At 62.6% G+C, this 13,981-nt stretch carries 7 protein-coding genes and 1 pseudogene; 3 read left to right on the top strand and 5 right to left on the bottom strand.

Features of this window, described 5'->3' with window-relative positions:
• Window positions 1-84: 84 nt before the first annotated feature.
• Together mscK and AC3RCM_RS25770 are read right to left on the bottom strand one after the other, a co-directional pair.
• Complete coding sequence (gene mscK, locus AC3RCM_RS25775) at window positions 85-3,393, bottom strand: mechanosensitive channel MscK (RefSeq protein ID WP_492629254.1); 3,309 nt, start codon at window positions 3,391-3,393, stop codon at window positions 85-87.
• Window positions 3,394-3,428: 35 nt separating this feature from the next.
• Window positions 3,429-5,171 carry a potassium/proton antiporter gene (locus tag AC3RCM_RS25770; protein ID WP_064491019.1) on the bottom strand — a complete coding sequence of 581 codons (1,743 nt, stop codon included), beginning with the start codon at window positions 5,169-5,171 and terminating at the stop codon, window positions 3,429-3,431.
• A 174-nt stretch (window positions 5,172-5,345) separates the two neighbouring features.
• On the opposite strand from AC3RCM_RS25770, the gene AC3RCM_RS25765 reads away from it, so the two are divergent.
• On the top strand, window positions 5,346-7,496 hold the full coding sequence (locus AC3RCM_RS25765; RefSeq protein ID WP_064491018.1) for a dermonecrotic toxin domain-containing protein: 2,151 nt from the start codon (window positions 5,346-5,348) through the stop codon (window positions 7,494-7,496).
• Window positions 7,497-7,538: 42 nt separating this feature from the next.
• On the opposite strand, the gene betA is transcribed toward AC3RCM_RS25765, so the two are convergent.
• The 3 genes from betA to betI all read right to left on the bottom strand — a co-directional run bounded on the left by betA (window position 7,539) and on the right by betI (window position 11,482).
• On the bottom strand, window positions 7,539-9,236 hold the full coding sequence (gene betA / locus AC3RCM_RS25760) for a choline dehydrogenase (protein WP_010955611.1): 1,698 nt from the start codon (window positions 9,234-9,236) through the stop codon (window positions 7,539-7,541).
• Window positions 9,237-9,313: 77 nt separating this feature from the next.
• Entirely contained in the window at window positions 9,314-10,786 is a 1,473-nt protein-coding gene (gene betB / locus AC3RCM_RS25755) for a betaine-aldehyde dehydrogenase (RefSeq protein WP_003249182.1), read from the bottom strand.
• Between the two features lie 39 nt (window positions 10,787-10,825).
• Window positions 10,826-11,482, bottom strand: coding sequence for a transcriptional regulator BetI (betI, locus tag AC3RCM_RS25750; protein WP_014859113.1), 657 nt, complete (start codon window positions 11,480-11,482; stop codon window positions 10,826-10,828).
• Window positions 11,483-12,014: 532 nt separating this feature from the next.
• On the opposite strand from betI, the pseudogene AC3RCM_RS25745 reads away from it, so the two are divergent.
• Together AC3RCM_RS25745 and AC3RCM_RS25740 are read left to right on the top strand one after the other, a co-directional pair.
• Window positions 12,015-13,549 (top strand): annotated as a pseudogene (locus tag AC3RCM_RS25745) (BCCT family transporter).
• Window positions 13,497-13,961, top strand: coding sequence for a hypothetical protein (locus AC3RCM_RS25740; RefSeq protein WP_172830944.1), 465 nt, complete (start codon window positions 13,497-13,499; stop codon window positions 13,959-13,961). The pseudogene AC3RCM_RS25745 and the gene AC3RCM_RS25740 overlap by 53 nt, the downstream one beginning before the upstream one ends.
• The last annotated feature ends 20 nt before the right edge of the window (window positions 13,962-13,981 follow it).

The raw sequence follows: 13,981 nt of genomic DNA, 5'->3' as shown, positions 1-13,981 counted from the left end.
GTCCCTGTGTAGGAGCGGGTTCACCCGCGAACGAGGGCGAAGCCCTCGCAGCCATTTTGCACACAATAAAGTATTCGAGCCTATTCAGGCCGAAGCAGTGCCATCCGGTTTCGGCTGCTCCATCGGAATCAATTGCTGCTTGCTGCCCTTCGCATCCATCAGGAACACCTCTACCTGGCGTACCGAGATCTTGATGTTGTGGGCCTTGAACTCGCGGTTGATGTAGCGGTTGATCTCGTCCAGCGTCGGGTTGCGGTCGCCCAGGTCGCGGACGTGCATGCGCAGTTCGTGGTCCAGCGAGCTTTCGCCGAAGTTGAGGAAGTACACGATCGGTTCCGGATCCTTGAGCACGCGTGGGTTCTCATGCGCGCCCTTGAGCAGCAGGTCGCGCACCAGGTCGAGGTCTGAGCCATAGTCGATGCCCAGCTTCAGCGTCACCCGGGTGACCGTGTCGGTCAGCGACCAGTTGATCAGTTGGCCAGTGATGAAGGTCTTGTTGGGGACGATGATGTCCTTGCGGTCGAAGTCGGTGATGGTGGTGGCGCGGATGCGGATCTTGCTTACCGTGCCCGACAGGTTGCCGATGGTGATGGTGTCGCCAATCCGTACCGGGCGCTCGAACAGGATCATGATGCCGGAGATGAAGTTGGCGAAGATTTCCTGCATGCCGAAGCCCAGCCCTACTGACAGCGCGGCCACCAGCCATTGCAGCTTGTCCCAGCTCACCCCCAGGGTCGACAGGGTGCTGACGATGCCGATGCCGACGATGGTGTACGACAACAGTGTGGTGGTGGCGTAGGCACTGCCCTGGGCCAGGTTCAGGCGAGACAGCACCAGTACCTCCAGCAGGCCTGGCAAGTTACCGGCCAGGGCGAAGGTGATGCCGACGATCACCAGCGCGCCGAGCAGGTCGCCGAGGCTGATCGGTACCATGCTGGCGGCGGCGCCGGTGCCGCTGGTGTATTCGTAGAGGACGAAATTGTTGAGGTAGGCGAACACCGAGATCAGGTCGGCCCACACCCAGTACAGGCCGGCGATGAAGCCGCCGAGCAGGGCCAGGCGGATCAGGCGCAGCGACTGCTGGTTGACCTGTTCGATATCCAGCGTTGGCTCCTCGGTGATGACTTCGCCATCCAGCCCTTCCTTGGCTGCCGCACGCTTGGTCAACGCACGCTGGTAGGCCAGGCGTCGTGCAGCCACCGACAGGCCGCGCACGAAGGCGGCTTCTATCACCAACCAGAACAGCAGCAGGTACAGGGTGTAGATGAGGCGGTCAGTAAGCTTCAGTGCCGTGTAGTAGTAGCCGAAGCACACGGCGACGAACAGGGCGATGGGCAGGGCGGTGAATGCTACCCCCACCGCCCTGCGGAACAGCGAGGTGTCACGGTGTGCCGGGCTGCTGAGCAGCAGACGGCTGAGCAGCCAGGCCATCAGCGCATAGCAGGTCAGCACCACGCCGATGCCCAACACGTCGTCTGCCAGTGCTGAAGGTTGGTGCTCGGCCACCGCCACCACGCCGACCAGTGCCAGCACCACGGTGCCCAGGCGGCGAACCCAGCCGCGCAGGAACTCGACCTGTGGTTTGTGCCAGCGGAAGTGGACTTCCGCCACGCCACCGGGTGCGAGGATACGGTAGGCGGTGTAGAACACCAGCCAGGCCTGGGCCAGCTGCCAGAGTGCGGCGCCCAGGTTGGCGTTTTGCCCGCGGGCGTCGATCTGCAAGGCATAGCTGCACAGCGCCAGGCCAAGGCTGACCGGCATCGCCAGCAGAATGTTGATAAGGATTGCCTGGGGCGTGTGCCATTGGCTGTCACGGCGGAAGTGGCCGATATCCTGGTGCACTTTGCCTAACCGTTGGTAAAGGTATTTGCGCCGCCACAACAGCGCGCCGATCACCAACAGCAGCGGCAGGAACAGCAACGGGCGCTGGCTCAGGCCATCGGCCAGCTCTTTCAGGCTGGAGCCCCATGGCAGGTTGGCGACCTGGTCGGCCAGGCGCTCTGGCACGTATTGCAGCCAGTCCCAGTCCAGCGGCTTGTTGCTGGGGATCCAGAACATTTGCTCGTCGAGGGTGGTGCGCAGGCTCTGCGCGGTGCCCAGCAGCTGCTTCTGGTTGAGCTGCAGGGTGATCGATTCGTTGAGCAGCGCCGACAGCTCGCGGTTCAGCCGCTCCAACAGGTCGCTGCGGGTGATGGCCACTTCCAGCAGGGCCTTGCGCAGCTGCGGTGTCACAGCTTCCTGCGGTTGCGCCGCCAGCAGCTTGTCGACGTAGGTGACCGGGCTGCTCATCTGCTCGCGTTGCTGGTTGACTTCGAACTGGTACAGGCGGGTGTCGGCGATCTGGTCGGCCAGGTCGCGGTCGACCTTCAGGTGCGGCAGTGTCTGTTTCTGTTTATAGAGAATCTTCGACAGCAGCAGGCTTCCCTTGAGCACGTTGATCTGCTCGTCAAGCGCCTGGTCGGCCTGGGTCAGGCTGTCGAGCTGCTGCTTGGTGCGCAGGTTCTGCTGGGTCAGTTCGTTAAGGCGATCGGTGCTCTTGAGCAGGTAGTCGGAAAGCTTGAGGTTGATCGCGCTTTCAGTGGCCAGCAGGCTGCTGCCGCCGGCCTTCTGAGCCTCGATCGACTGCTGGGTGACGGCTTCCTGGGACTGGGCCAGGCGTTTGGCGTTGATCAGCGTCTGCAGGTCCTGGATTTCCTGCTCCAGGCGCGCAGCGCGCTCGACCAGCAGGTCGTGACGCGCATTGCCGAGGTCTTGCAGCAGGCTGTTGCCGGCCAGTTCCTGGCGGCGCAGCAGGGTCAGCGCGTTGAGCGAAGCCAACTCGGCGTTGAGCTGATTGCGCTGGTCGGCATTGATGGCTTTGCCACCGTCCTTGCCGGTTTTGAGTATGTTGTTGATCTGCTGGGTGCGGGTCTGGCTGCTGCTGATCTCCGCCTGGGCACGCTCGGGGCGGGTTTGCGAGTTGATGATCAGGCTGTTGGCTTCAGACAACGCCTTTTGCAGCTCGCCCTGCAGCGTGTTGCGTTCGCTGAGCATCTGTTCAAGCTGTGGCACGGTGAGGTTGGCGTAGCGCTGTGCCACCGGTTGTGCCTTGGTTTCCTTGAGCCTGGCCAACTCCTTCTGGCTGTCGCTGGTCTCCTTGGGGGCACTGCTCAGCTGCTGCTTGAGTGCAGCCAGTTTCTTTTCGTTGTCTTCCTTGGCAGCAAGCAGGCTCAACGTTTGTTCGAGCACCTGCTGCAGCGCCTTCTGGTCTGCCTCGGGCAGCTTGCGCTCGGCGATCTTGTCGAGGCTGTTCTGGATACTGGCGGTGGTCGGGGCTTCTGCCGCGCTAGCGGCAAAAGAAAGGGACAGGCACAACCCGAGCAGGGCTGTGCGAAGGTACACGCGCAGGGACATAGGCAGACTACTTGTGGATCCGGCTGAAACGAAGTTTAGAGGAACAATCCTGGTCCGGGTCGCGTTCCTTCGGGGAATCTGACGCCTACTTTCTGGATCTTGTTCCCGTCCATGGTCGCCACGGTCCAGATCGTGCCATGCCATTCGACCTGGTCCCCCACTACTGGAGCGCCTCCGACCTTCTGTCGGATGAACTGCGCCAGCGGCATTTTCGCGTCGAGGCCATCGAGCTTCAGGCCATACAACGCTGCCACCGCCCCCAGTTCGGCATCGCCTTCGAGCACGAAGTCGCCGAAGAAACGCAGGTCCAGGCCACGCTGTGGCGCTTGGCTGAACAATTTGCCGAGGGCCGGCAGGTTGTGCTCGTGGCCGATCACGCAGAGCATGTCGCCCACTTCCAGCACGGTGCTGCCCGACGGGTGCAGCAGTTGCTCGCCACGGAACAGCGCGGCAATCCGTGTGCCTTCGGGCATTTTCAGCTCGCGCAGGGCGGCACCGATGCACCACTTTTCGGCGCCCAGGCGGTAGACGAACATTTCCCACTCGCTGGTGATGTGCACTTCCAGGGCGGAGCGGGAAATCGGCGCCGGGTCTGGCGGTACGGTCACTTTCAGCAGCTTGGCCATCCACGGCAGGCTGGTGCCCTGCACCAGCAGTGACACCAGCACGATGAAGAACGCCAGGTTGAAGAACAGCTGGGCGTCTGGCAGGCCCGCCATCAGCGGGAACACCGCCAGAATGATCGGTACCGCGCCGCGCAGGCCGACCCACGAAATGAAGCCCTTTTCGCGGCCGTGAAAAGCCTTGAACGGCAGCAGGGCCGCGACCACCGACAGTGGCCGCGCCACCAGGATCATCCACAGCGCCAGGCCCAGTGCCGGCAGGGCGATGGGCAGCAGGTCGTGCGGGGTGACCAGCAACCCCAGCACCAGGAACATGCCGATCTGGGCCAGCCAGGCCATGCCGTCGAGCATATGCAGGATGCCATGGCGGCTACGGATCGGCTTGTTGCCCAGCACCAGGCCGCACAGGTAAACGGCGAGGAAGCCGCTACCATGCAGGGCGTTGGTCAGCGAGAACATTACCAGGCCGCCGGCCACTACCAGAATGGGGTACAGGCCGCCGGCCAGATTGATACGGTTGACCAGTTGCAGCATCAGCCAGCCGCCACCCAGGCCCAGCAGCGCGCCGATACCGAACTCACGCAGCAAGTGGCCCAGCAGGCTCCAGTGCAGGCCGGTCTCGCCGCTGGCGATCATGTCGATCAAGGTGACAGTGAGGAACACCGCCATCGGGTCGTTGCTGCCCGACTCGATCTCGAGGGTAGCGGAAACCCGCTCGTTCAGGCCTTTGCCGCCAAGCAGTGAGAACACTGCAGCGGCGTCGGTGGAGCCGACGATGGCGCCGATCAGCAGGCCCTGGATCAGGCTCAGGTTGAACAGCCAGGCGGCGATCAGGCCGGTGAGGGCGGTGGTGATCATCACCCCGACCGTGGCCAGCGACAGCGCCGGCCACAGCGCCACGCGGAAGCTTGCCACCCGCGTACGCAGGCCACCGTCAAGCAGGATGACGGCCAGTGCCAGGTTGCCCACCAGGTAGGCGGTTGGGTAATTGTTGAAGATGATGCCGCCACCATCGACACCGGCGAGCATGCCGACGGCGAGGATGATGACCAGAATAGGGATACCCAGGCGCGATGACAGCGAGCTGACCAGGATACTTGCACCCACCAGCAATGCGCCGATCAGGAACAGGCTGTTGATGGTGCTTGCATCCAAAGGCAGGTACTCCGAGACAGCGGGGAAGGGGCGTGGTAGCGCATTCAGCAACAGCTAGCAGGTCGCGTGCCAATCGATTCTAACCTGAGGCCGACGCAGGCTGTAAAGCGATACCGCATCGTCGCTGCGGCTTGCGGCTGTAATGGTTCGCCCACTGTCAGGCAGCCAAGTGACATGAATGTCAAAGAAACCACTTCTCTCGCCCAGGTGGCCCAGCGCCTGCTCGGGCAATTTCCTGATTTGCACAATCTGGCGCGCCAGGCGGCGGGCCACGTGCTTCGCCGCCAACTGGGGTACTGGCTGGACCCGGACGGGCTCTATTGGCACGAGTTCCAGTCGGCGGCCAGCAGTTCGTCGAGCTTCACCGGCTGGCGCCACAGTGGGCCGCCACTGCGGTCTTTGAGCCTTACCGAACTGGTCATCCAGCGATTCGGCCCGCAGCAGCAGGCCAGTGCTGACGAGTTGAGTGTTTATGGTGGCTTCTACCGGGTGGATGCCAGCCACGCAGTTTACGACGAGCGCAACGAAGTGCGGCTCGACCCTCGGCAAGTACTGACGGCGTTCTGGCAGTTGGATTTTGCAGGGCGCTACACCGAGGCGCTGAGCAAGTTCCGGTCACGGCATGGCGAAGACTATTGTGTCCTGGCCCGTGCCCGCTTCATTGCTGCTGTGGGCCAATCTGCGCTGAGCCAACCTGAGCGCCAGGAACTGATGGCGGTGACGGTCGCTGATGCCGCTCTGCCAAGCACCGTGCAAGGCCTGCGACAGGCCAGGCAGGCGAATGCCCAACCTCAATGGAACGCTCTTGTCATCGGCGGTATCAGCGCCAAGCTGATGTTCTTGCACAAGCTGAAGACTGGCAGGTTGTGCCTCTATCTTGCCGATGCGCAGGCTGTGGTGAAGGTATTCGACGATCGCCATGCGTTCCAGATGTGGATGGCTGACCAGGCCACCACGACTGCGGGGCGAGAGCGGCTGGTCAGGCTGTTCGTCGGGGACGGGGTACTGGCGCAGTCGCTACGCCCGCGTCTACGCAATTACTTCAAGTTGCTCGCACAGTCGCGAGGCGACACCACGTTTTCAGGACAGGCCATTGAAGGGGACCTGTTCGTTCGTCTGCGCGATTCGGTCATGGATGATCTGACCAGCGACGCCCACGAACGGCTGACCACCAACGCACAGTTGCGCAAGGCCGATTGGCTGTCGGGCTTGCAAGCAGCGAGTTTTATAATTGCGCCGATGGCGCCGCTTGGCTGGCCAGTGATATTGGCATCGCTCGGTCTGGGCACCGCAAGCCTGGCGCTGCACCTGGACCGGGCAATCAATGGCAAGCAGGCCTGGCGCACGGCAGCATGGTGGTCAGTACTGACGGATATCCTGTTCATCCTGCTCGATATAGCCATGATGCGTGCCAGCGAGCTGTTCACTGATGGCCACGTCCCCCCGCGTGTGACTGGTCAGGCGCAAGCCTCCGCTGCCAAGGTCGATTGGGAGCTTTACATGGCGCCGGCGGCAGACGACCTGCTGGCTGTGTCGGATCAGGCGCTGGCCCGCCAGGAAGCCCTGTTGGGCGCGGTTCCGTGGGCTGATCTCGATGCCGTGGGGCCCAATGGCGAGTATCTGGATGCATTCGGTGAGCCCTACCCCGTCTACCGCGATGAGCTCGGGTTTGGTTCGCCCGCCATTGCCGAGTACACCAGCTCGCCGGAGCGCTACAACAACCTGTGGCGGGGTATGCCGCTGGAGGGCACTCGCGCCGGGAATATCCAGCGCAGCCATGACCTTGCCCGCGCACTTGGGCAGATTGGCGTCAGTAATCAGGTAAGGCTGTATCGGGCTGCCTCCAGCCTGCGGGGCACGGGTTTTCAGGCAGTTGGTGAGGGTGCCATTGAAGTGGGTGACGTGCTGGTGACCACCGACTTCACGTCATTCACGGAAAACCCCTATGCCCTCTGGGAGGTTTTCAACGACCCGCAGACCCAGGTCAGCGGCAGGGGGGCTTTTGATGAAAATGCGTTGGTGTATGTATTGGAACCGGGCGAAGACATGCAGGCGACGCCCATCGGGCCCTTTTCAAGGCGACCTGATGAAGCGGAGTCTTTGATGATGCCCGGGCGCTACCTGCAAGTGGAAAAGGTGACGGCCGTTCAAGGGCACAATTATCGCTTTACCGAGGTGTGCCTGAAGGCACTGGCGCAGGCGCCAGGCGGGAAGGCCGTGCGTGAAATGCGCACAGGACAGTTGTTCGATCGCCAGGCGCTGGCGGGGCGACTGGGTGTCGAGGATGATTCGTTGATGCGCACATTCTTTGCGCTGCCCGCCTGAGCAAACGTGAAAGGGGCCGCTGCGCGGCCCCTGATCAAGGCCTCAGCCCTGTTTCACTTCACGCATCGGCTTGCCTTTCACTGGTGCATCCCCCGCCACGTAGTACTTGGCGGTGCTGCGCGGCAGTGGCTTGCGACCACGGATCTTGTCCGAAATCTTCTCGGCGATCATGATCGTGGTGGCGTTGAGGTTGCCGGTGATGATCAGCGGCATGATCGAGGCATCGACCACGCGCAGGCCCTTCATGCCGTGCACGCGGCCTTCACCATCGACCACCGCCATGTCGTCGGTGCCCATCTTGCACGAGCAGGACGGGTGGAAGGCGGTTTCGGCGTGCTCGCGGATGAACTTGTCCAGCTGCTCGTCGGTTTGCACGTCGGCGCCCGGGCTGATTTCGCGGCCACGGTACGGGTCCAGCGCCGGCTGGGCCATGATTTCACGGGTCAGACGAATGCCGTCACGGAATTCCTGCCAGTCCTGCTCGGTGGACATGTAGTTGAACAGGATGCTCGGGTGCTGGCGCGGGTCTTTCGACTTGACCTGAATGCGGCCACGGGCAGGCGAGCGCATGGAGCCCATGTGCGCCTGGAAGCCATGTTCCTTCACGCCATTGGAGCCGTTGTAGTTAATCGCAACCGGCAGGAAGTGATACTGGATGTTCGGCCACTTGAATTCCGGACGAGTCCGGATGAAACCCCCGGCCTCGAACTGGTTGCTGGCGCCGATACCGGTGCCGTTGAACATCCATTCGGCACCGATCGCCGGCTGGTTCCACCATAGCAGCGACGGGTATAGCGAAACCGGCTGGGTGCAGGCGTACTGCAGGTAAAGTTCCAGGTGGTCCTGCAGGTTTTCGCCAACGCCCGGCAGGTCGTGCACAACCGGGATGTCGAGGCTTTCCAGCAGGGCGCGCGGGCCGACGCCGGAGCGCTGCAGCAGTTGCGGCGAGGCGATGGCCCCGGAGCTGACGATCACTTCCTTGCGGGCGCGGGCTTCAACGCGCTCTTCGCTGTCGCCGACCAGGTAGGTCACGCCGATGGCGCGCTTGCCGTCGAACAGAACGCGATCCGTGAGGGCGTGAGTGACGATGGTCAGGTTCGGGCGCTTCTTGGCCTGGTCCAGGTAACCACGGGCAGTGCTGGAGCGGCGGCCGTTCTTGGTCACGGTGCGGTCCATCGGACCGAAGCCTTCCTGCTGGTAACCGTTGAGGTCTTCTGTGCGTGGGTAACCGGCCTGTACGCCAGCTTCGACCATGGCATGGAACAGCGGGTTGTTGCCGGCTTTCGGCGTGGTCACGCTGACCGGGCCTTCGCCGCCATGGTAGTCGTTCGGGCCGATGTCACGGGTTTCGGCCTTGCGGAAGTACGGCAGGCAGTCCAGGTAGGTCCAGTCTTCCAGGCCTGGCAGTTCTGCCCAGCCGTCGAAGTCCATGGCGTTGCCGCGGATGTAGCACATGCCGTTGATCAGCGACGAGCCACCCAGGCCCTTGCCACGGCCACATTCCATGCGGCGGCCGTCCATGTACGGCTCCGGGTCGGTCTCGTAGGCCCAGTTGTAGCGGCGGCCTTGCAGCGGGAAGGCCAGGGCGGCTGGCATCTGGGTGCGGAAGTCGAAGCGGTAGTCGGGGCCACCGGCTTCCAGCAGCAATACGGTGACGCCGGCGTCTTCGGTCAGGCGGGTCGCCAGGGTGTTACCGGCCGAGCCGGCACCGACGATGATGTAATCGAATTCTTGGGACATGAAAGTACCCTCGTGTTGGCGGTGATCGGGGAGCGGGAACGCCCGTGCGCGGTGGCACGGGCGAGGCTAGACAGGGTTCAGAAAACCGAGTTGTAGCCGCCCAGCTCGACCTGGACCGACTTGATGCGAGTGTATTGAGCCAGCGAGCTGACGCCGTTTTCACGGCCGACGCCCGACTGCTTGTAGCCACCTACCGGCATTTCGGCCGGCGATTCACCCCAGGCGTTGATCCAGCAGATACCGGCTTCGAGCTTGTGGATGATGCGGTGGGCGCGGGTGATGTCGTTGGTGCAGACGCCGGCGGCCAGGCCGTAGTCGGTGTCGTTGGCACGGCGGATCACTTCTTCTTCGGTTTCGTAGGTGAGGATGCTCATCACCGGGCCGAAGATCTCTTCCTTGACGATGGTCATGTCGTCGGTGCAGTCGGTGAACACGGTCGGGGCAACGAAGGCACCTTTGGCGAAGTCACCGGCAGTCAGACGCTCGCCGCCGCACAGCACGCGGGCACCTTCTTCCTTGCCTTTGGCGATGTAGCCCAGCACGCTTTCCATGTGCTGGAAGCTGACCAGCGGGCCGAAGTTGGTGTTTTCGTCTTCCGGGTTGCCAACGCGGATGCGGGCAACGCGCTCGGCGATCTTGGCTTCGAAGGCCGCCTTCATTTCAGCCGGGATGAACACGCGGGTGCCGTTGGTGCACACCTGGCCCGAGCTGTAGAAGTTGGCCATCATGGCGATGTCAGCGGCCTTGTCCAGGTCGGCGTCGGCACAGATGATCAGTGGCGACTTGCCGCCCAGCTCCATGGTCACTTCCTTCAGCGAAGAGCTGGAGGCGCTGGCCATGACTTTCTTGCCGGTGGTGGTGCCGCCGGTGAAGGACACTTTTTCGATGCGCGGGTGCTCGGTCAGCCAGGTGCCGACTTCGCGGCCGCTGCCGGTCAGAACGTTGAACACACCGTTCGGCAGGCCGGCTTCGGTGTAGATCTCGGCCAGTTTCAGGGTGGTCAGCGAGGTGACTTCCGACGGTTTGAAGATCATCGCGTTGCCAGCGGCCAGGGCCGGGGCAGACTTCCACAGGGCGATCTGGATCGGGTAGTTCCAGGCACCGATACCCACGGTCACGCCCAGCGGCTCGCGGCGGGTGTAGACGAAGGACGATTCGCGCAGCGGGATCTGCTCGCCTTCGATGGCCGGTACCAGGCCTGCGTAGTATTCCAGCACGTCGGCGCCGGTGACGATGTCGACGTAGCGGGTTTCGGAGTACGACTTGCCGGTGTCCAGGGTTTCCAGCATGGCCAGCTCGTCGTTGCGCTCGCGCAGGATGTCGACGGCGCGGCGCAGGATGCGCGAACGCTGCATGGCAGTCATCGCAGCCCAGACTTTCTGGCCACGCTCGGCGCTTTCCACGGCCTTCTCGACGTCAGCCTCGGTAGCACGCTGTACGTGGGCGAGGACTTCGCCGGTGGCCGGGTTGATGGCTTCGAAAGTGGCATCGCTGCCAGCGTCGACGTAAGCGCCATCAATGTAGAGTTTTTGCGTTCCGAAACGGGCCATAGTGTCCTCGCAAGTGCAGTTTGTGGTTTGGCTTGCGCGTCATGCTCCTGCCGGGTTGGCAAGGGCCCTGCGCGCATTGTCAGCAGCCTGGTCGTTTGTGCCCAGGGTGTGCTGCTTGGCCAGTTGTAGTTCCATGTATTCGTAAGCAATCCGTATCGCCTGGTCGGTGTCGAATGCATCACCCGACAGGGCGCCACGCAGCCACAGGCCGTCGATCAGGGCTGCCAGCCCGCGGGCGGCCTTGCGCGCATGGTAGAGCGGCAGGGCGCGGCGGAACTGGCAGCACAGGTTGGAATACAAGCGGTGGTCGTTGATCCGCTGCAACCTGTGCAAATCGGGCTGGTGCATGCTGGAAGCCCAGAAGGCCAACCAGGTTTTCATTGCCGGGCCGTTTACCTGGCTGGCATCGAAGTTGCCCTCGATGATCACTTTCAGGTGAGCGCGCGGGCTGTCGTCTTTCAGGGCCTGGCGACGTGCTCTGACGCCTTCGTTGAGCATGCTCATGATGTAACCCATCGTCGCTGCGATCAGGCCGTTCTTGTCCCGAAAGTAGTGACTGATGATGCCGTTCGACACACCGGCCAAACGGGCAATCAGCGCAATGCTGGCGTCCCCCAGTCCGACCTGATCGACCGCCTGCAATGTGGCTTCGATCAACTGCTGGCGCCGGATGGGTTGCATACCGACCTTGGGCATCTTGCTATCTCCTCAGGCCTGCGAGCAGACGACAGGCGGCTGACTCGGCGAAGGCCAGTCTATTTTGATTTGATTGAACGTTCAATCAATAAAGAATAAGCTCTGCGACAATTTGTGCCATTGACAGTTTTTCAGGCGGTCGAGAAGGCACGGATTGACACCCCAGGAAATCGCGTAACCCCCGGAATACAAGGTGTTGACGGGCATGAGCGATGCGAAATGCAGATTCTGCCGTACGGCCATTGGCCCTGCGACAGGCCCTTGGAGCGGGCGGGGTGACCTGTGACGAATGCGCGCACCTCCGTTGAGGCGTGGCATTTTCAGCAGGCCACCTGTCTGTTTTTGGCAACGTATCGATTCGGGATCACGGTTTCCAGGGTTCTTTTATAACACCTGATGCAGTGGGGATATTCCACCAATTGCTCGGGAAAGACTGATTAGCCTCCACAGCCGCACTGCCCGGAGCATTCGTGCAATGAGTTCTGCCTCACTTACCAAGCCCCCCGCCGAGAGGGTACGGGTCAACCGCGTGGTGTTTTTCACCTCCGCGCTGATGATCCTTGTTCTGACTGCCTTGCTGATCGCTGTACCCGAAACCGCCGGCCAGGTGCTGGGCGTGGCCCAGAAGTGGCTGACGCGCACCTTTGGCTGGTACTACATGCTGGTCATCTGCGGATACCTGCTGTTCGTCGTCTACCTGGCTTTCTCCGACTACGGCAGCCTCAAGCTGGGTGGCAAGGACGACCAGCCTGACTTCAGCTATGGCGCCTGGGCCGGCATGCTGTTCTCGTCCGGTATCGGTATTTCGCTGCTGTACTTCGGCGCCTCCGAGCCCCTGGACCACTACTTCAACCCACCGGAGGGCACTCCTGCCAGCCTCGAGGCTGCGCGCCAGGGCCTGCAGCTGACCTTCCTGCACTGGGGCCTGCACGGCTGGGCGATCTATGCCCTGGTCGGCCTGGCCGTGGGTTACTTTGCCTACCGCCACAACCAGCCGTTGGCACTGCGCTCGGCGCTGTACCCGCTGGTGGGCGAGCGTTGGGTCAAGGGCGCTGCCGGCAACGCCGTCGATATCTTCGGCATGTTCGTCACCCTGCTGGGCCTGGTGACCAACCTGGGCATCGGCGCGATGCAAGTGTCGTCCGGCCTGGAATACCTGTTCGGCATGGACCACAGCAAGACCAACCTGCTGGTGGTGATCCTGGTCATGGCCGGCGTGGCTACCGTGGCAGCGGTATCGGGCGTGGAAAACGGCATCCGCCGCCTGTCCAACCTGAACATCATGCTGTTCAGCGGCCTGTTGATCTTCGTGCTGCTGGGCGGCGAGACCCTGCACCTGCTCAACGGCTTCGTGCAGAACGTCGGCGACTACCTGAACGGCATCGTGCTGAAAACCTTCGACCTCTATGTGTATGAAGGCGAAGCCGGCAAGTCGGAGCGCTGGTTGGGCCTGTGGACCGTGTTCTACTGGGCCTGGTGGATCTCCTGGGGCCCGTTCGTCGGCATGTTCATTGCGCGTATTTCCAAGGGCCGCACCGTGCGCCAACTGGTGATGGGCGTGCTGCTGATCCCGCTGGGCTTCACCCTGGCCTGGCTGTCGATCTTCGGCAACACCGCACTGGACCTGGTGATCAACCAGGGCGCCGTGGAGCTGGGCAAGACTGCGCTGGAACAGCCATCGATGTCGATCTACCAGCTGCTGGAATACTTCCCGGCAGCCAAGATCGTCATTGGTGTGGCAGTGTTCGTCGGGTTCGTGCTGTTCCTCACGCCGGCCGACTCCGGCGCGGTGATGATGGCCAACCTGTCGTGCACAGGCGGCAAGGTCGACGAAGATGCCCCGCACTGGATGGTGGTGTTCTGGTCCGTGGTGATCACCCTGGTGACCATCGGCCTGCTGTTTGCCGGTAACTTCGAAGCCATGCAGACCATGGTCGTGCTGGCGGGCCTGCCGTTCTCGGTGGTGCTGGTGCTGTTCATGTTCGGCCTGTACAAGGCCATGAAGCAGGACGTGGTGATCGAGCAGGAGCGCGCCGAACTGGCCGCCCGTGGCCGTCGCGGCTTTAGCGAGCGCCTGACCCAGCTGGAACTGCAGCCGACCCAGGCCGTGGTGCAGCGCTTCATGGACAAGCAGGTCAGCCCGGCGTTGAAAGAAGCCGCTGCACAGCTGCAGACGCAGGGCTTCGAGGTGGAAACCCGCGTTGGCCAGTCGCGCAACCTGATGGGCTTGCGGGTGATGATGGAAGAGGGCAACCCGTTCGTCTACGAAGTGAGCCTTGACGGCTATATGGCCGCGCCGAGCGAGGCGCCGGTCGAGGGTGAGCCTGAACTGCGCCAGCGCTTCTACCGCGCCGAGGTCTATCTGCATGACGGCAGTCAGGAGTACGACCTGATGGGCTTTGCCCCAGACCAGATCGTGCGTGATGTGCTCGATCAGTTCGAGAGCCATCGCCAGGTGCTTGGCCGCGTCTATAGCTGACAGCCCGGCAGGTCGCCGCA

This window comes from Pseudomonas sp. GW823-FHT05G12 (assembly GCF_058795575.1).
The sequence above is the reverse complement of the archived record's forward strand: the minus strand, read 5'-3'. Positions and strand labels throughout refer to the sequence as shown.